The organism is Pseudomonas sp. Cab53, from assembly GCF_018325965.1.
In the GTDB taxonomy this organism is placed as follows: domain Bacteria; phylum Pseudomonadota; class Gammaproteobacteria; order Pseudomonadales; family Pseudomonadaceae; genus Aquipseudomonas; species Aquipseudomonas chlororaphis_E.
Genome location: NZ_AP021902.1, coordinates 5,075,246 through 5,092,713, shown reverse-complemented (window position 1 = coordinate 5,092,713; position 17,468 = coordinate 5,075,246). Strand labels below are relative to the sequence as shown.

Annotated in this window: 18 protein-coding genes and 1 tRNA gene; 13 read left to right on the top strand and 6 right to left on the bottom strand. The window is 56.7% G+C overall.

All coding sequences use genetic code 11. The features are described from left to right. Positions 1–36: 36 nt before the first annotated feature. Together KI241_RS22290 and KI241_RS22285 are read left to right on the top strand one after the other, a co-directional pair. Complete coding sequence (locus KI241_RS22290) at positions 37–1,458, top strand: SEFIR domain-containing protein (protein WP_212803003.1); 1,422 nt, start codon at positions 37–39, stop codon at positions 1,456–1,458. A 762-nt stretch (positions 1,459–2,220) separates the two neighbouring features. After that, positions 2,221–2,739, top strand: a complete 519-nt coding sequence (locus KI241_RS22285) for a hypothetical protein (protein WP_244868240.1) — start codon at positions 2,221–2,223, stop codon at positions 2,737–2,739. A 524-nt stretch (positions 2,740–3,263) separates the two neighbouring features. Here KI241_RS22285 and KI241_RS22280 read toward each other — a convergent pair. The 3 genes from KI241_RS22280 to KI241_RS22270 form a co-directional block, all read right to left on the bottom strand. After that, complete coding sequence (locus KI241_RS22280; RefSeq protein WP_212803002.1) at positions 3,264–3,659, bottom strand: hypothetical protein; 396 nt, start codon at positions 3,657–3,659, stop codon at positions 3,264–3,266. Then, a complete protein-coding gene (locus KI241_RS22275; RefSeq protein ID WP_212803001.1) occupies positions 3,644–4,069 on the bottom strand; it encodes a hypothetical protein in 426 nt (141 codons plus the stop codon). The genes KI241_RS22280 and KI241_RS22275 overlap by 16 nt, the downstream gene beginning before the upstream one ends. Positions 4,070–4,335: 266 nt before the next feature. After that, the gene (locus KI241_RS22270) at positions 4,336–5,259 is read right to left on the bottom strand and encodes a LysR family transcriptional regulator (protein WP_212803000.1); all 924 of its coding nucleotides are present in this window, start codon (positions 5,257–5,259) and stop codon (positions 4,336–4,338) included. Positions 5,260–5,398: 139 nt separating this feature from the next. On the opposite strand from KI241_RS22270, the gene KI241_RS22265 reads away from it, so the two are divergent. Continuing rightward, positions 5,399–6,145, top strand: coding sequence for an SDR family oxidoreductase (locus KI241_RS22265; RefSeq protein ID WP_212802999.1), 747 nt, complete (start codon positions 5,399–5,401; stop codon positions 6,143–6,145). A 125-nt stretch (positions 6,146–6,270) separates the two neighbouring features. Then, on the top strand, positions 6,271–6,951 hold the full coding sequence (locus tag KI241_RS22260; RefSeq protein WP_042728021.1) for a glutathione S-transferase family protein: 681 nt from the start codon (positions 6,271–6,273) through the stop codon (positions 6,949–6,951). Between the two features lie 75 nt (positions 6,952–7,026). On the opposite strand, the gene KI241_RS22255 is transcribed toward KI241_RS22260, so the two are convergent. Then, a complete protein-coding gene (locus KI241_RS22255; protein WP_212802998.1) occupies positions 7,027–7,356 on the bottom strand; it encodes a hypothetical protein in 330 nt (109 codons plus the stop codon). A gap of 285 nt (positions 7,357–7,641) precedes the next feature. Further along, positions 7,642–7,726 (bottom strand) — tRNA-Leu (locus tag KI241_RS22250). 108 nt (positions 7,727–7,834) lie between these two features. Here KI241_RS22250 and queA point away from each other — a divergent pair. From queA to KI241_RS22220, 6 genes are all read left to right on the top strand, one after another. Continuing rightward, the gene (gene queA / locus KI241_RS22245; RefSeq protein ID WP_159284984.1) at positions 7,835–8,884 is read left to right on the top strand and encodes a tRNA preQ1(34) S-adenosylmethionine ribosyltransferase-isomerase QueA; all 1,050 of its coding nucleotides are present in this window, start codon (positions 7,835–7,837) and stop codon (positions 8,882–8,884) included. Positions 8,885–8,898: 14 nt separating this feature from the next. Further along, entirely contained in the window at positions 8,899–10,014 is a 1,116-nt protein-coding gene (gene tgt, locus KI241_RS22240) for a tRNA guanosine(34) transglycosylase Tgt (protein ID WP_161796089.1), read from the top strand. A 43-nt stretch (positions 10,015–10,057) separates the two neighbouring features. Further along, positions 10,058–10,393: a preprotein translocase subunit YajC gene (yajC, locus tag KI241_RS22235; protein WP_024777037.1), complete on the top strand. Its 336-nt coding sequence runs from the start codon at positions 10,058–10,060 to the stop codon at positions 10,391–10,393. 65 nt (positions 10,394–10,458) lie between these two features. Beyond that, positions 10,459–12,327: a protein translocase subunit SecD gene (secD, locus tag KI241_RS22230; protein WP_042728005.1), complete on the top strand. Its 1,869-nt coding sequence runs from the start codon at positions 10,459–10,461 to the stop codon at positions 12,325–12,327. 9 nt (positions 12,328–12,336) lie between these two features. Beyond that, positions 12,337–13,251 (top strand): protein translocase subunit SecF, encoded by a 915-nt coding sequence (gene secF / locus KI241_RS22225; RefSeq protein WP_042728004.1) that lies wholly within the window; start codon positions 12,337–12,339, stop codon positions 13,249–13,251. A gap of 115 nt (positions 13,252–13,366) precedes the next feature. Then, a complete protein-coding gene (locus tag KI241_RS22220; RefSeq protein ID WP_042728003.1) occupies positions 13,367–13,915 on the top strand; it encodes a glycine zipper 2TM domain-containing protein in 549 nt (182 codons plus the stop codon). A gap of 234 nt (positions 13,916–14,149) precedes the next feature. Here KI241_RS22220 and suhB read toward each other — a convergent pair whose 3' ends face one another. Further along, the gene (suhB, locus tag KI241_RS22215) at positions 14,150–14,968 is read right to left on the bottom strand and encodes an inositol-phosphate phosphatase (RefSeq protein ID WP_003185165.1); all 819 of its coding nucleotides are present in this window, start codon (positions 14,966–14,968) and stop codon (positions 14,150–14,152) included. Between the two features lie 144 nt (positions 14,969–15,112). Between suhB and trmJ the strand changes: the two genes are divergently transcribed. The 3 genes from trmJ (at position 15,113) to iscR (ending at position 17,420) form a co-directional block, all read left to right on the top strand. Next, positions 15,113–15,883 (top strand): tRNA (cytosine(32)/uridine(32)-2'-O)-methyltransferase TrmJ, encoded by a 771-nt coding sequence (trmJ, locus tag KI241_RS22210; RefSeq protein WP_212802997.1) that lies wholly within the window; start codon positions 15,113–15,115, stop codon positions 15,881–15,883. Position 15,884: 1 nt separating this feature from the next. Beyond that, on the top strand, positions 15,885–16,661 hold the full coding sequence (gene cysE, locus KI241_RS22205; protein WP_042728001.1) for a serine O-acetyltransferase: 777 nt from the start codon (positions 15,885–15,887) through the stop codon (positions 16,659–16,661). A 267-nt stretch (positions 16,662–16,928) separates the two neighbouring features. Then, positions 16,929–17,420: a Fe-S cluster assembly transcriptional regulator IscR gene (iscR, locus tag KI241_RS22200; RefSeq protein ID WP_042728000.1), complete on the top strand. Its 492-nt coding sequence runs from the start codon at positions 16,929–16,931 to the stop codon at positions 17,418–17,420. Positions 17,421–17,468 lie beyond the last annotated feature (48 nt).

Below are 17,468 nucleotides of genomic sequence, written 5' to 3'. Positions count from 1 at the left end.
TTTTTTCTAATGGATAGACACTTGAGAGATTAGATTTTGAAAGAGCCTAAAGTTTTTATTTCATATAGCTGGTCAAGTCCTTCTCATGAACGTTGGGTTCTGGATCTTGCAGAAAATCTTATGGCTTCAGGAGTAGAGGTTAAACTTGATAAATGGGATCTGAGACCTGGGGGAGATGCTGTTGCCTTTATGGAGTCAATGGTAACCGATAAGACTATTGATAAGGTTTTAATAATTTCAGATAAGAACTATTCGGAAAAGGCCGATGAGCGGCGAGGTGGGGTAGGGACAGAGACTCAAATTATTTCTAAGAAGGTGTATGAGCAAGTCGACCAAGAGAGATTTATCGCGGTTATCGCGGAAAAGGACGAAGAAGGTAAAGCGTATACGCCCATTTTCTATCATTCTCGACTGTACATTGATCTTAGCAGTCCAGAAACCTATTCTGAAGGATTCGAAGAGCTGATTCGATGTATCTATGGACAGCCTCAGTATCAGCGGCCGAAGTTAGGGAAAAAACCCGATTTTCTTAATAAAGAAGTTGCCATAAATTTAGGTACTGCTCCATTGGCTCGCAGAGCCATAACCTCAATTAAAGAGGGGAAAAATATCGCTGGTGCTGCGTTAGAAGAGTACCTGATGGTGTATTCGGAGAATTTGGAACGTATCCGAATTAAGCCGAATAGTGAAGTGCTGTTTGATGAACAAGTTGTTGAAAATATTACAGAGTTTGTTTCGTGTAGGAACGAATTGCTGCAAGTGATTACAAGTGCGGTACGTTATTTGGATCAACAAGGCGCTGCGGATTTTCTTCACAAGTTTTTAGAGAGTATTTTGAAATATCAAGAAGCGCCTGAGCACCTAAATGTTTGGAGGGAAACGGATTTTGATAACTATAAGTTCATTATTCATGAGATATTTTTGTATGCTATAACCATTTGTCTGAAATATGGTAAATTTTTTATAGTGGCTCAATTGTTGGATAGATCTTATTACGTTAACTCACGTCGCTCGGTAGCGTACCTTTCCGGCTACGAGTGCTTTTATAAGGATGTTGGCGCGTTAAATCAGAGGAATAGTCGTCTTAACCTTAACAGGTTATCGCTAAGCGCAGATCTTACTAAGGAGTTAAATAGTACTAGTGGCATAGACTTTTCCATTCTAATGCAAACGGATTTCCTTTTGTTTACACGATGTGAGATTCACCGTGGACATTGGTGGCCTAAAACTCTCGTGTACTTAGGCCACTTTCCAGGCGCTTTTGAAATTTTTATTAGGTCCGCTTCAGCGCCGTATTTTGAGAACCTGAAGCAAGTTCTCAAAGTGAATGGCAAAACTGAACTTGAACAGTTCGCGGTTGATGCTACACAGCGCGGAGGTCATTACTACGGTTTCGGTAGATTGGGAGTCGACTGGAAGAGACTTTTGAATCTTGATGATCTCGGAAGCTTACCCTGACGACCTTGACCTAACTATTGCCTCCGGCTGCATGGGGGCATTTGAGAGAGTAATGCTGCTAGGTCGAGAGCAATAGGCCCTTCGCTTGTAAGGTCCAGAGAGATATTACGGAACAAGGACGGATCGGTCGCAATGGTGATTACTATCCGATTCACAGAGAATGTAGCGCTATTGATTACCTAAAATCTTGTAGCTTGCGTTTGTAGCGTAATAATTTTTATTACCCCGTTTATTTAATTCAATTTTTCCACCATTGTCCAGTTGATGGCATTTTAGGGGGTATTTACTTCCTTTTCGGGTAGCCAGAAATAGTTTGTTTTTTTATTCATCTTCGATCCTCATGTGATGTCCTTTTGCGGTTTAAATGCAGTTCGAGGGTATAAAATTTGTCAATGTCTGGTGGTTTAACATTATCATTTGATCACTCGCAAGTGACTCTAAATATATTGGTGTAAAATTGAGACTTTGATTCCTTATCTCTGAGTTTGATAAAATTTGAGGGTTAAGAGCTGGGGTGGTCGTGTGTTTATGAGCTATTTATTTTGCTTTCGGCCGAAGCTGCTTTTCGGACCAGTTTAATAAGGGCAGCGGCATCGTTGAACCTGTCGGTTCAGTCGAATTGTTGGATAGGGAACAGCTATGGAAGCCAAGCGGCTTCAGTGGAAAAGGGGACGGAATTATTTTCTTTGGCCGTCCCATTTTTTCTGTGTCGCTGGTACGCTATTTACTGTTGTGCTAGCCGCCAAATCGAAGAGGTGTGAGATGGATATCAAAGAGTTTTGCCTCGCTCATGGATTTGATATGAGCAAATGTGCGGTAGCATCGGGAGGTGGTGATTTTGGAATGATGGAGCTCAAGACCTCACCAATCGAGTTTTTGACCTTAGCAGAGGATGATTTTGACCGGGGCGGTTTAGCGGCTCTTGTCAATGCCACGACTAATGTAAAACGTGCCATCGTCGGTCAGCTTGATCAGTTGCTGATCTCGTTTGGTTATCCCTCACTTAGATGGAACGTGCCGAAGAAAATCGAGCGACTCCGGGCGCTTGGCCTATTGGCACCGAGACTGCTGCGCAAAGTCGTCGATATGCGGAATATTCTTGAACACGAGTACGCAACGCCTGACCTTAAAGAGGTTGAGGAGGCGTTGGACATCGCAAGTCTTTTTGTGATGTCCGCCTCGGCTATGTTCATTCCGTTCGATGACGTTTTGGAGTTTTCACTTCCAGATCCCGCAGCTCCGGAGAACCTTGTAAATCGTATCACGGCAGGGCTGAATTGAGAGTCTGGCAGGGTTTTCTACACTATCTACGCATACGAGCCTGGCGAATATGCCGGGCGTTGTGTTGGGCAATGTGAAATCCAATCAGGGCACGTTCTATTCGAAGTGATGGTGAAGTTATCTGCATCGTTGATGCTTCAATACAAAGTAAGCCAAGCCCTCGATGATTTTTACACCACCTATGCTCAGTTATGAGTGCTTAAACTTGGTGGTAGGGCTATAGGGTGCTATCGACCCCAAGCGGCTTGTCGTATGCCTTTGAAGTCGATAGTCTTTTCAGCGTCGGATGGATTTTGTACATGCCGGAGTATCCAACCCAAGGATAAAAGGAACGCATCTACTTCTTTGTGGCTGAAAGTTAATTCGTCCCTTTTCCATACCTCTTCATATGTCCTCTTTTCATAAGGTCTGCGTCTATGGAGGCGCACGGTGCAGCGAACCGTGCGCGCGGTATATTTCAGGGTGATTTAGATTTAATCCTAGCTCGGCTATTGCCTCGCATCTAGGCGAGGCGAAGTTCCAAATCAGTCATCGTTCAATGCTGTCAGCTCTATGCTTGCAGGTTTGATGTATTGCTTGCCATTACCAGACTTTGAGATGGTGCCAAACACTAATATATGCGAGCCATCCAACTCGCCGATCGCAATTTTGTGACGGGTCAAGAAAGGTTGAACGGAGTCTGGATCAATCACAATGCTGACAACTTCACGATCGCCAGTATTTATCCATAAGGAGTCGTCATAGCCAGTGCCGGTATCATATATCACCCCCCAAAAACCATAGAGCGTCTGTGATCGGCATTTGCTGACGTCGGAAAAATTAACGAACAAATCACGCGCTGGCCAGGCACCTCGTCCTGGCAACTCTACATAAATATCTGAGGTGCGGAAGGCGACGGAGTAAATCAGATTTTTGAGCAAAGGACGAAGTCTACGATGCGAAACGGCGTTCTGACGAGAGCCTGTCCCAGTGAACCGTCCACCGCTGCTTCCTGCTCCCCCCTGCCGCCAGGCTCGCCATTAACAACCGGTCCGCCCCCCTGAGCCTCGTCGATGACGATCCGAGTGCCAGGGTTGTGCAATATATCCTGTTCGCCGCCACCACCAACGCCCCGGACAGACTCCGGTGTTGCCAGTGGGCAATTAGCGTGCGGCCTTGCCCCAAAACACGGACCTTGACCACTCTTGGCTTCCTTACGGAAATAGGCAGTGGTTTCACATTTGACACAAACGAGATAACGACGGTACTGGGCTCGTTGCGCATCGGGAAGCGCAGCAAATTGGGGGCCAGTGTATTCAGTTCTGTTTAAGGTGCAAAAAGCGGTATCCATGTAAGGCCTCCTAATTGGATCCAAATAGATACCAGAAACTCACTGCGTTGGCGATGGCTTTGTGCCACTCATCATGGTCATGTTGATTGTAAAGGTCACGATCTGCCTGGCGGGGTCCGCAGAGTCGGCAGTTTTGCCATCAGCCTTGATGCTTCCCTCGTTATGCTGGTTTCCGGACATTTCGGGCAATAGCAAAAAAAGGGGACAGCAAAACAAGGGGACGTATTTATTTCCCATGGCTATGGTTGAACTGGTCCGTCTCCTTGTTACCAAACCCACCCAGTGCAACTACACCCCCCAGGCCGATCCCTAAACGCAGAACTCTTCGCAAACACCTCAGCAATAAAATCCATAAAAACAACAGCCCTCCTGGGAAGAAGCCGGTCGGCAACGTAGATGATCTGAACAGGAACAGCTGGCGCTGCGTGCTCCTTCAGCAACACCCGCAGATTGCCATTGTTCAGCCCCTCCTCGTAAAGCCATTCAGGCCCCTGTGCGATCCCCAGCCCCGCGTTTACGCACTCGCGTATGGCCTCAGGTGAACTGACCCGGAGCCTGCCGGAGACGGGAACATCGATATCCCGGAAGCGCCATGTGGTGCCTGTCGACAGCAAGGTATAGATCAGGCACTCGTGCGTTCTCAGGTCATTGGGGGTTGTGGGGCTTCCGTGTTTGGCCAGGTACTCGTTGCTGGCGACGCACACGCGCTCGAACCAGCCCAGGGGCCGGGCGCGCATTGCGCTGTCTTCCAGGTGCCCGATGCGTATCGCCAGTTCAGCCCCTTCGTCGACCAGATTCACGTACCGATCACTGATCTGCAGGTCGAGCGTCAACTCGGGATAGCGAGCCAGGAAGCGGGCTACATGGGGCACCACGAATGCGTGGGCTAGCGCGGTCGGGCAGGCGACTCGCAACAATCCAGACGGGGTGGTGTTTTCCCTGAGGGACGATTCCGACTCTTCCACGGCGTCGAGAATGCGCCGGACATCTGCGTAGTAGCGTTCTCCCTCGGGGGTGAGGGCAAGCTTGCGTGTGGATCGGTGAAGCAGCCTGGTTTGCAGATGATCTTCCAGCGCCGCCACATAGCGGCTGACGTTGGGTTGCCCCAGCCCCAGGTCACGCCCCGCAGCCGAGAAGCTTCCTGTCTCGACAGCGCGAACAAAGCAGGTCATCAACAGCAGTCGATCCATTCAGGCCTCTCATTCATGCAATTTAGGCATGAAATGTATTCGAATAGGTCATCTTATCAATGCGCAGGTATGAATACATAGTTTCCCTCAGGCAGGTCAGTCCATCGGCTGACCGTGAAAAACCGTAAAGGAAACTGACATGTCCCGATTGCAAGGCAAGCGTACTCTCATCACCGGCGGCACCAGCGGCATTGGCCTGGAAACGGCCAAGCAGTTCCTCGCCGAAGGTGCCCGCGTGATTGTTACTGGCGTCAATCCGGTGTCCATTGCAAAGGCCCAGGCGGAACTGGGAAGCGAAGTATTGGTACTGCGTGCTGACTCAGCCAGCATCGATGCGCAGAAGGAACTGGCGCAGGCCGTTCAGGCTCACTATGGCCAACTCGATGTTGCCTTTCTCAATGCAGGCGTATCCGTTTGGCTGCCGATCGAAGAGTGGACGGAAGAAATGTTCGATCGCTCTTTCGACATTAACGTCAAAGGGCCGTACTTCCTGATCCAGGCATTGCTACCGATCTTCGCGAACCCTGCGTCGGTGGTGCTCAATACGTCGGTGAGTGCGCACCTCGGTGACGCGCGTTCATCGGTTTATGGCGCGACCAAGGCTGCATTCCTGAACATGTCGAAGACGCTTTCTAGCGAACTTCTCCCGCGTGGTATTCGTGTCAATGCGGTCAGCCCCGGCCCGATCGATACGCCGCTTTACGACAAACTCGGTATCCCCGATGCCTACCGTGAACAGGTCAACCAAGATATCGCCGCGACCATTCCATTTGGCCGGTTCGGTACGCCCGAGGAAGTGGCCAAGGCCGTGCTGTACCTGGCGTCGGACGAGTCGCGGTGGACGGTTGGCTCGGAACTCATCGTCGACGGTGGTCGTTCGCTCTAGTTGCCAACGCCTCCTGCCTTTTATTGAAAGCTGAATGCAACTCAGGCTTTCTCATCGGCGTGGCTTTCATACGGCCCGTCCTCTTTCGGGCGGCGGGCTTCTATTTTTTCGATGGGCCTATTCCAATGTCACCATTCACACTTGTCAGCCATCCTTTGTGCCCATTCGTCCAGCGAGTGGCCATCGTGTTACTGGAAAAAGGCCTTGCCTTTGAACGGATTGATATAGACCTTCGCGACAGGCCGGACTGGTTCTTGGCGATATCCCCAGCCGGTAAGGTTCCACTGCTCAAGGTTCCTGTCAGTAATGAAGGCGAATCCGTTCTATTCGAGAGCGTCGCCATCTGTGAATACCTGGAGGAGATCTACCCGGAACCCGCATTGCATCCATCAAGTGCGTGGGTCCGAGCACAACACCGTGCATGGGTCGAATTCGCCTCTGCTGCATTGGCGGACGCATGGGGATTTTTGAACGCCACCGACCAGCAGACAGCCCTTGGCAAATCTGCCGCGTTGAGAGCCAAGCTGGAACGATTCAACGGTGAAATATCCGGCGGACCTTATTTCGCCGGCGAGAGGTTCAGCCTGGTCGATATCGCCATGGCTCCCGTCTTTCGTTACTTCGACATATTGGGTTTCGAGCCCGAACATCAGTTGTTCGATGGATTGCATCGGATGGCTGACTGGCGTCGCGCGCTGGCCGGCCGTCCCAGCATTCAGGCGGCCGTTGCAGAGGACTATGCCATCCGGTTCCGCAAGCACTTACAGGAGCAGAGGGCACTTTTGGCTACTGGGATGGAAGCCTGAAAAGTGCCGATGCGCAGGGGATGCAGGAGGGGACGAAGCGTCGCTGGATGCATCCTCACGCTGAACGTGGGGGGTTTATAGAATATCTTTCAGATAGCCCTTAAGCGCACTGAGCGGTGCCCTAAGCTGTTCGGCTGTTTGTGCTGCGTGGAGTTCTGCAGTCAGCCGCTGCAGTTCGGTGCCGAGCACCGTATCGGCACCTCCAACGGCCTCCAGTGCCAACGCCAGGCTCTGCTGGATCTTCTCCTGGATCCCAGCCACATCCTCCCGCCGCACTAGCAACCCAAACACTTCCCGATCACACCCGCCCATCAATGGATCATCCCGCAAAATCGGACTATGCCCCTCCGTCTCATAAGCCAGCTTCAGCGAGTAAAGAGCGACCGTTTCCAGCAGCAGTTCCATGGGGTGGCGTCCTTTGTCAGCGGTGGGTTAACGGGGTGTCGCACGGCGGAGCATCAATGGGGGTGTGACATTGTTGTGAGCGCTTTGCGCTCAAGCGGGAGCAAGCTCCCTCGCCACAGGTTCCTACTGCCACAGATTCTTCCTTGCCAGAGGTTTGGTGGTTGGGGCCGCTTTGCGGCCCAGCGGGGATGAATCCCCTCGCCACAAAGGAGTGATTAGCCATGACCTAAGCACTTTCCTGCAGACGAAAAAAAAGACCTTGAATTTCAAGGTCTTTCTTTAAGATGGTGCCCCGAGGGAGACTCGAACTCCCACTCCTTTCGAAAACGGATTTTGAATCCGCCGCGTCTACCAATTCCGCCATCAGGGCTCAATGGCGGCGAAGTATAGAGAGGTGCCTACCGTTGGTCAATCACGTTTCATGGTCAATTTTCGATATTTCCGCTAGACTTTCCGGCCCTGCTAGACGAACCCCATCATGCGTGTTGCTGACTTTACCTTCGAACTCCCGGATTCGCTGATCGCTCGCCACCCCCTGGCCGAGCGTCGCGCCAGTCGACTGTTGACCCTGGATGGGGTCAGCGGAGCCATGGCTCACCGTCAATTCACTGATTTGCTTGAGCATTTGCGCCCAGGCGACTTGATGGTGTTCAACAATACCCGGGTGATTCCGGCACGGTTGTTTGGCCAGAAAGCCTCCGGCGGCAAGCTGGAGATTCTGGTGGAGCGGGTGCTCGACAGTCACCGGGTGCTGGCCCATGTGCGCTCCAGCAAGTCGCCCAAGCCGGGTTCGTCGATCCTGATCGACGGTGGCGGCGAGGCGGTGATGGTGGCGCGGCATGACGCGTTGTTCGAGCTGGCGTTCGCCGAAGAAGTGCTGCCGCTGCTCGACCGCGTCGGGCACATGCCGTTGCCTCCTTATATAGATCGCCCCGACGAAGGTTCGGACCGCGAGCGCTACCAGACCGTGTACGCCGAGCGCCTGGGGGCGGTGGCGGCGCCGACGGCGGGGCTGCATTTCGACCAGCCGTTGCTGGAGGCGATTGCCGCCAAGGGCGTCGAGACCACGTTCGTGACACTGCACGTCGGCGCCGGCACATTCCAGCCGGTGCGGGTGGAGCGCATCGAAGACCACCACATGCACAGCGAATGGCTCGAAGTGAGCCAGGATGTGGTCGACGCCGTGGCGGCCTGTCGCGCCCGCGGTGGCCGGGTGGTAGCGGTGGGCACCACCAGTGTGCGTTCCCTGGAAAGCGCCGCCCGCGATGGCGTGCTCAAGCCGTTCAGTGGCGACACCGACATCTTCATCTACCCGGGCCGGCCGTTCCATGTGGTCGATGCCTTGGTCACCAATTTTCATTTGCCCGAATCCACGCTGTTGATGCTGGTTTCGGCGTTCGCCGGTTATCCCGAAGCCATGGCCGCCTACAAGGCCGCCGTCGAGCAGGGTTACCGCTTTTTCAGCTACGGTGATGCGATGTTCATCACCCGTAACCCCGCGCCCCGCGGGCCCGAGGAAACCGTATGAGTCGCACCTGTCGCATGTCCTTCGAGTTGCTGGCCACCGATGGCAAGGCACGTCGCGGTCGTCTGACCTTCCCTCGTGGCACGGTGGAAACCCCGGCGTTCATGCCCGTGGGCACCTATGGCACGGTCAAGGGCATGCTGCCGCGCGACATCGAGGCGATTGGCGCTGAAATCATCCTCGGTAACACCTTCCACCTGTGGCTGCGCCCGGGCATGGAAGTGATCAAGGCCCACGGCGATCTGCACGATTTCATGCAGTGGAAAGGCCCGATCCTGACCGACTCCGGCGGCTTCCAGGTGTTCAGCCTGGGCGCCATGCGCAAGATCAAGGAGGAGGGCGTGACCTTCGCCTCGCCGGTGGACGGTTCCAAGGTGTTCATGGGCCCGGAAGAATCCATGCAGGTGCAGCGCGACCTGGGCTCGGACATCGTGATGATCTTCGACGAATGCACGCCGTACCCGGCCGATGAAGACGTTGCGCGGGTGTCCATGGAGCTGTCGTTGCGCTGGGCCCAGCGCTCCAAGAACGCCCATGGCGACAACACGGCGGCGCTGTTCGGCATCGTCCAGGGCGGCATGCACCAGGACCTGCGCATGCGTTCGCTCGAAGGCCTCGACAAGATCGGCTTCGACGGCCTGGCCATCGGCGGGCTGTCGGTGGGCGAACCCAAGCACGAAATGATCAAGGTGCTCGATTACCTGCCGGGCCAGATGCCCGCTGACAAACCTCGTTACCTTATGGGCGTTGGCAAACCGGAAGATCTGGTTGAGGGTGTGCGCCGCGGGGTGGACATGTTCGATTGCGTGATGCCAACCCGTAATGCCCGCAATGGGCATCTGTTCGTCGACACGGGTGTGCTGAAGATCCGTAACGCGTTTCATCGCCATGATGATTCGCCGCTGGATCCGACCTGCGACTGCTACACGTGCCAGAACTTCTCCCGCGCTTATCTGCATCATTTGGACAAGTGCGGCGAAATGCTCGGTAGCATGCTGAATACGATCCACAATTTGCGCCATTACCAGGTGCTTATGGCTGGTTTGCGCGAGGCTATTCAACAGGGTACATTGGCCGCCTTTGTCGAGGCCTTCTATGCCAAGCGCGGGTTGCCTGTTCCGCCCTTGGACTGAGTTTTCCGATCCTAAGATTCAATACTTGCAACTGGAGTGCTAAATGAGCTTTTTTATCTCTAACGCCATGGCTGATGCCGCTGCTCCCGCAGCCGCGCCTATGGGTGGCGGTTTCGAGTGGATTTTCCTGGTCGGCTTCCTGGTTATCTTCTACCTGATGATCTGGCGTCCACAGGCCAAGCGCGCCAAAGAGCAGAAGAACCTGCTCGGCAGCTTGCAGAAGGGCGACGAAGTGGTCACCACCGGCGGTATCGCTGGCAAGATCACCAAAGTGGCGGATGATTTCGTGGTACTGGAAGTGTCCGACACTGTTGAAATGAAGTTCCAGAAGGGCGCTATCGCGGCCACGCTGCCAAAAGGCACGCTGAAAGCGATCTAAGGTTTCAAACTTCTCTTCAATCGACGGGGCGCGCAAGGCGCCCCGCGTCATAAGCGGGCGGCGTGATGCTGAACAAATACCCTCTGTGGAAATATGTACTGATCCTGGCGGTGCTGGCGATCGGTCTGATTTATTCCGCTCCCAATCTCTACCCGGATGACCCGGCCATTCAGGTCAGTGGCGCAAGCACGGCCCTGCAGGTCACCCAGGCGGATCTGGATCGTGCGAGCGAAGCGCTCAAGGCTTCCGGTATCGAGGTCAAGGCTTCGTCGGTTGCCAGCGGTGGCAAGGGCGGCCTGTTGCGCCTGGTCAAGGCCGAAGATCAATTGCCGGCCAAGGACGTGGTGCGCAAGGCGCTCGGCGATGATTACGTCGTAGCCCTGAACCTGGCCCAGACCACCCCGCAATGGCTGCGCAAACTCGGCGCGCACCCCATGAAGCTGGGTCTGGACTTGTCCGGCGGTGTGCACTTCCTGCTGGAAGTGGACATGGAAAAAGCCCTCGACGCGCGGATGAAAGTCTACGAAGGCGACGTCAAGAGCCTGTTGCGTAAGGAGCGCGTGCGCTATCGCAGCCTGCCAGCGTTCAACGGTGCCATTCAGCTGGGCTTCAGCGATGAAGATACCCGCGAGCAGGCCCGTGCACTGATCCGCAAGACCTTCAACGATTTCGACATCGTACCGGCCGACCTCAATGGTCAGGCGGTGCTGCGTCTGGCGATGACCCCGGCCAAGCTGGCGGAAATCCGCGAATACTCCATCAAGCAGAACTTGACCACCGTGCGTAACCGGGTCAACGAGCTGGGTGTAGCCGAGCCGATCGTGCAGCGCCAGGGCGCCAACCGCATCGTGGTCGAGCTGCCGGGCGTGCAGGACACCGCCGAAGCCAAGCGTATCCTCGGCAAGACCGCCAACCTGGAATTCCGCCTCGGTGCCGAGCCGGGCGCGTCCAAGGCCACTTCCGAGAGCTTCGAGTTCCGCGAGGGCAACCGTCCACCGGCGCAGATCGAGCGTGGCCTGATCATCACCGGTGACCAGGTGACCGACGCCAAGGCGAGCTTCGACGAGCACGGTCGTCCGCAGGTGAACATCCACCTCGACGGCCACGGTGGCGAACTGATGAGCCGCGCCACGCGCAGCAACGTCGGCCGTAGCATGGCGGTGATCTTCATCGAGCAGAAGCCGATCACCACCTACACCAAGCAAGTGGTAAACGGCGTCGAGAAAGACGTCGCCGTGCAGGCCTTCAAGGAAGAGAAGAAGATCATCAGCCTGGCGACCATCCAGTCGCCGCTGGGCAGCCAATTCCGCATCACCGGCCTGAACGGCCAGGGTGAGGCCTCGGAACTGGCCCTGCTGCTGCGTGCCGGTGGCCTGGCCGCGCCGATGTACTTCGCTGAAGAGCGCACCATCGGCCCGAGCCTGGGTGCCGACAACATCACCAAGGGTATCGACGCCTCGCTGTGGGGCATGCTGTTCGTGTCGCTGTTCATCATCGCCATCTACCGCTTCTTCGGCATCATTGCCACGGTCGCGCTGGCGGTGAACATGGTGATGCTGTTGGCCCTGATGTCGCTGCTGGGGGCTACGCTGACCCTGCCGGGCATCGCCGGTATCGTATTGACCATGGGCATGGCGGTGGACGCCAACGTGCTGATCTTCTCGCGGATACGTGAAGAGATCGCCGCGGGCATGTCGATCCAGCGGGCAATCAACGAAGGCTTCGGCCGGGCATTCACCGCTATTCTCGACGCCAACCTGACCACGTTGCTGGTCGGCGGGATTCTCTTCGCCATGGGCACTGGCCCGGTCAAGGGCTTCGCAGTGACCATGTCCCTCGGGATCTTTACCTCGATGTTCACGGCCATCATGGTGACCCGCGCAATGGTCAACCTGATCTTTGGCGGTCGTGACTTCAAGAAGTTGTGGATTTAAGGGGCTGCCATGTTACGTACAATCAACTTCATGGGCGTTCGCAACGTTGCGTTCGGCGTCACATTGTTTCTTACCGTACTGGCGTTGTTCAGCTGGGCCACCAAGGGCCTGAACTACGGCCTGGACTTCACTGGCGGTACGCTCATCGAGCTGACCTACGAGCGTCCGGCCGACGTCACCAAGGTGCGTGAGCAACTGGCGACCTCGGGCTACGGCGAAGCCATCGTGCAGAGCTTCGGTGCGACCACCGACCTGCTGGTGCGCATGCCGGGCGAAGACCCGCAACTGGGTCATCAGGTTGCCGAAGCCTTGCAGAAGGCCGGTGGCGACAACCCGGCGCAGGTCAAGCGCGTCGAGTTCGTCGGCCCGCAGGTGGGTGAAGAGCTGCGCGACCAGGGCGGCCTCGGCATGCTGATGGCGCTGGGTGGCATCCTGATCTACCTGGCCTTCCGCTTTCAGTGGAAGTTCGCGGTGGGCGCCATCGTCTCGCTGATCCACGACGTGATCGTGACCGTGGGCATCCTGTCGTTCTTCCAGATCACCTTCGACCTGACGGTGCTGGCGGCGGTGCTGGCGATCATCGGTTACTCGCTCAACGACACCATCGTGGTGTTCGACCGGGTGCGTGAGAACTTCCGCGTGCTGCGCAAGGCCTCCTTGATCGAGAACATCAACATCTCGACCACCCAGACCCTGCTGCGGACCATGGCGACGTCGATCTCCACCTTGCTGGCGATTGCTGCGCTGTTGTTCTTTGGTGGCGATAACCTGTTTGGTTTCTCCATCGCGCTGTTCGTCGGTGTACTGGCGGGTACCTATTCGTCGATCTACATCGCCAACGTGGTGCTGATCTGGCTGAACCTGAGCACCGAGGACCTGATTCCTCCAGCGGCCACCGAAACGGAAGTGGACGACCGCCCATAAGGCTTGTCCCCGTCCGTCACGACCGAAAAGGCGCGAGTTGAACTCGCGCCTTTTTTTATGCTCCAAGGCTGGGAGAAGCGCGGATTATTCCGCTTGTGATGGTCAGGAGGTTCAAGTGAACAAATCGATGCTGGTTGGTGCGGTATTGGGTGCTGTCGGTGTGACTGCCGGTGGTGCGGTCGCGACCTACAGCTTGGTAAAAAGTGGCCCTGAGTATGCGCAAGTATTGGCCGTGGAACCGGTCAAGACCCAGATCAAGACCCCGCGTGAAGTGTGCAAGGACGTCACCGTGACCCGGCAGAAGCCGGTCCAGGACCAGCACCAGATCGCCGGCACCGTGATCGGCGCCCTGGCCGGTGGCCTGCTGGGCAACCAGGTGGGCGGCGGCACCGGCAAGAAAATCGCCACCGTGGCCGGCGCGGCCGGCGGCGGCTATGCCGGTAACAAGATTCAGGAAGGCATGCAGGAGCGTGACACGTACACCACGACGCAAACCCGCTGCAATACCGTCAACGACATCAGTGACAAGGTCGTCGGCTACGACGTGCGCTACATGCTCGACGGCAAGGAAGGCAAAGTCCGTATGGATCGCGACCCGGGCAACCAGATCCCGGTGAGCAAGGAAGGCCAACTGATCCTAGGCCAGAACGAACCGGCCCAGTAATTCGGAAGAATTGAAAAAGCACCCTTCGGGGTGCTTTTTTTATGCCCGTATTCCTGACCCACCCCAATCCCGTGTGGGAGCTGGCTTGCCCGCGAAGGCGGTGGAACAGCTTGCATCCATGTCCAATGAGACATTGTCTTCGCGGGCAAGCCCGCTCCCACAGGATTTGCCTCATCCATAAAACCGAGGCACAAAAAAAGCACCCCGAAGGGTGCTTTTCTGTGGCTGCGTCGCTTAGCGTTTCAGCGAAGCCGGCAGGTGTGGCTGGATAGCCGTCAGCACCGCCTTGAAGCATTTGGTGTTGCCCGCCACGATGTGGCCTTTTTCGAGGAAGTCGTGGCCGCCGGTGAAGTCGCTCACCAAGCCACCAGCTTCCTGGATCAGCAGGGCGCCTGCGGCCATGTCCCACTCGGACAGGCCCGACTCCCAGAATGCATCGAAACGGCCGGCGGCTACATAGGCCAGATCCAGGCTGGCGGCGCCAGCGCGGCGGATGCCGGCGGTCTGGCCGACCAGGGCGCGGAACATGCCCAGGTAGTTGTCCAGGTTGTCCATTTGGTCATCGCGGAACGGGAAGCCAGTGCCCAGCAGGGCGCCGTCCAGGCTGGTGCGACCACTGACGCGCAGGCGACGACCGTTCAACTGGGCGCCACGGCCACGGCTGGCGGTGAATTCTTCCTGGCGAACCGGGTCCAGCACGACAGCGTGTTCCAGGCGGCCACGGTATTTGCAGGCGATGCTGACAGCAAAGTGAGGAATGCCGCGCAGGAAGTTGGTGGTGCCGTCCAGTGGGTCGATGATCCACAGGTACTCTTCGCCTTCGATGCCGGTGCCGGCGTGCATGCCGGTCTCTTCACCCAGGATCGAGTGGTTCGGGTAAGCCTTGCGCAGGGCGTCGACGATCTTCTGTTCGGCGGCGCGATCCACCTCGGACACGTAGTCCTTGGCGTCTTTTTCGTCGACCTTGATGGTATCCAGGCGCTCGATGGAGCGGAAGATCAGTTCACTGGCGCTGCGGGCGGCGCGCAGCGCGATATTCAGCATGGGCTGCATGGATGTGTCACCTAAGGTTGTTAAAGAAAGCCGCGCATTCTATCAGAAAGTTTTCCGAGGAGAAGGTTGGTGTTCGCTTTCATAGCTTAACGGTAGGTGCTTATGTAAGATTTGCTCCCTTTATCGTGTTCGAGAGCGCCTCCCTTGTTGCAGAACATTCGTGTCGTCCTGGTCAATACCAGCCATCCGGGTAACATCGGCGGGGCTGCGCGGGCCATGAAGAACATGGGCCTGTCACGCCTGGTGCTGGTCGAGCCGCGGCTGTTCCCCCATCACGAAGCCGACGCCCGGGCGTCCGGCGCCGATGACATCCTTGCCGGTGCGCAAGTGGTCGCCACCCTGGAAGACGCCTTGGTCGGGTGCAACCTGGTGCTCGGCACCAGTGCCCGCGACCGGCGCATCCCCTGGCCGATGCTCGACCCCCGCGAGTGCGGGACCAAGGTCATCGAGGAAGCGGAGCAGGGCAGCGAGATCGCCCTGGTGTTCGGCCGTGAAGACTCCGGCCTGACCAATGAAGAGCTGCAGCGATGTCACTTTCACGTGCATATCCCTTCCGACCCGACGTTCAGTTCCCTGAACCTCGCGGCGGCGGTGCAGGTGTTGAGTTATGAAGTGCGCATGGCCTGGCTGGCCGCCGAAGGGCAGCCAAGCAAGGTCGAAAAAACCGAGGTCGGCTCGCCGCGCAGTGAGACACTGGCGACGATGGATGAGCTGGAACGATACTTTGAACACCTGGAGCAGACCCTGGTGGACATCGAGTTCCTCGACCCGGACAAGCCAAGGCACTTGATGGCGCGCCTGCGTCGGTTGTACGGACGAAGCTCGGTCAGCCGGGCGGAGATGAATATATTGCGCGGCATCCTCACGGAAACCCAGAAAGCGGCCCGTGGTGAGCTGATTAAGCGGAAGAAATAAAATGTTCGAACGTTTGCGTGAAGATATCCAAAGCGTTTTCCATCGTGACCCGGCGGCGCGCAATGCCTTTGAAGTGCTGACCTGCTACCCGGGAATGCACGCCATCTGGCTGCATCGGTTGTCTGGCGCGTTGTGGAATATGGGCTGGAAATGGCTGGCGCGGCTGGTCTCGAACTTCGGACGCTGGTTGACCGGGATCGAGATCCATCCTGGCGCCAAGGTCGGTCGGCGGTTTTTCATCGACCACGGCATGGGCATCGTCATCGGCGAAACCGCCGAGATCGGTGATGACGTGACCCTGTACCAGGGCGTGACCCTCGGCGGCACCAGTTGGAACAAAGGCAAGCGCCACCCGACGCTGGAAGACGGCGTGGTGGTGGGGGCGGGCGCCAAGGTGCTCGGGCCGTTCACAGTGGGCGCGGGGGCCAAAGTCGGCTCCAACGCCGTGGTGACCAAGGCTGTGCCGCCCGGGGCGACCGTGGTCGGTATTCCGGGGCGGATCATCGTCAAGTCCGATGACGAGCAGAATGCCCGGCGCAAAGCCATGGCCGAGAAGATCGGCTTCGATGCCTACGGTGTCGGCGAAGACATGCCCGACCCGGTGGCGCGCGCGATCAACCAGTTGCTCGATCACCTGCAGGCCGTCGATGGTCGCCTGGAGGGGATGTGCGGCGCCCTGAAGGAACTGGGCAGTAATTACTGTGCCAAGGACCTGCCTGAACTGCGCGAGGAAGACTTTGCGTGTGTGCAGGACAAGGATGAAAGCCAGGCCAGCTGAAACCCTGCTGGCCTCATCGCGAGCAAGCTCGCTCCCACAGGGATCTCTGTCGAGCACATCACTCATGTACGACGCAGACCCCCTGTGGGAGCGAGCTTGCTCGCGAAGAACGATAACGCGGTATCACTGGTCCTGCCCGCCAAGCCTTTGCTATCATGCGCGCGCTCTTTCGCGGGTAAATCCGAGTAACCCACTAGGTCTTATACTTGACTTAAATACTCGGGAATTGCATACTCGCCCCCATTCCGAACTCCGTGGTAATTGTCCATGCGACTGACTACAAAAGGCCGATACGCCGTGACCGCAATGCTGGATCTGGCATTGCACGCGCAGCACGGGCCGGTGTCCCTGGCCGATATCTCCGAGCGCCAAGGCATTTCCCTGTCTTATCTTGAGCAGCTGTTCGCCAAGCTGCGCCGCAGCAACCTGGTCTCCAGCGTGCGCGGCCCCGGCGGCGGCTACCAGCTGTCCCGTGAAATGCAAGGCATCCAGGTCGCCCAGGTGATCGATGCCGTGAACGAATCGGTCGATGCGACCAAATGCCAAGGGCTGGGCGACTGCCATGGCGGCGATACTTGCCTGACCCATCACCTGTGGTGCGACTTGAGCCTGCAGATCCACGAGTTTCTGAGCGGTATCAGCTTGGCCGACCTTGTCACCCGCCGTGAGGTGCAAGAAGTAGCCCAGCGTCAGGACCAGCGCCGTTGCAATGGCAGGGCGCCGCACCTGGACAAGATTGAAGCGTCCGCCGTCGAATGACCGCCGCAGAGCACGCGGAACGCCAGCCAGCCTGATTTAGGAGAGAGT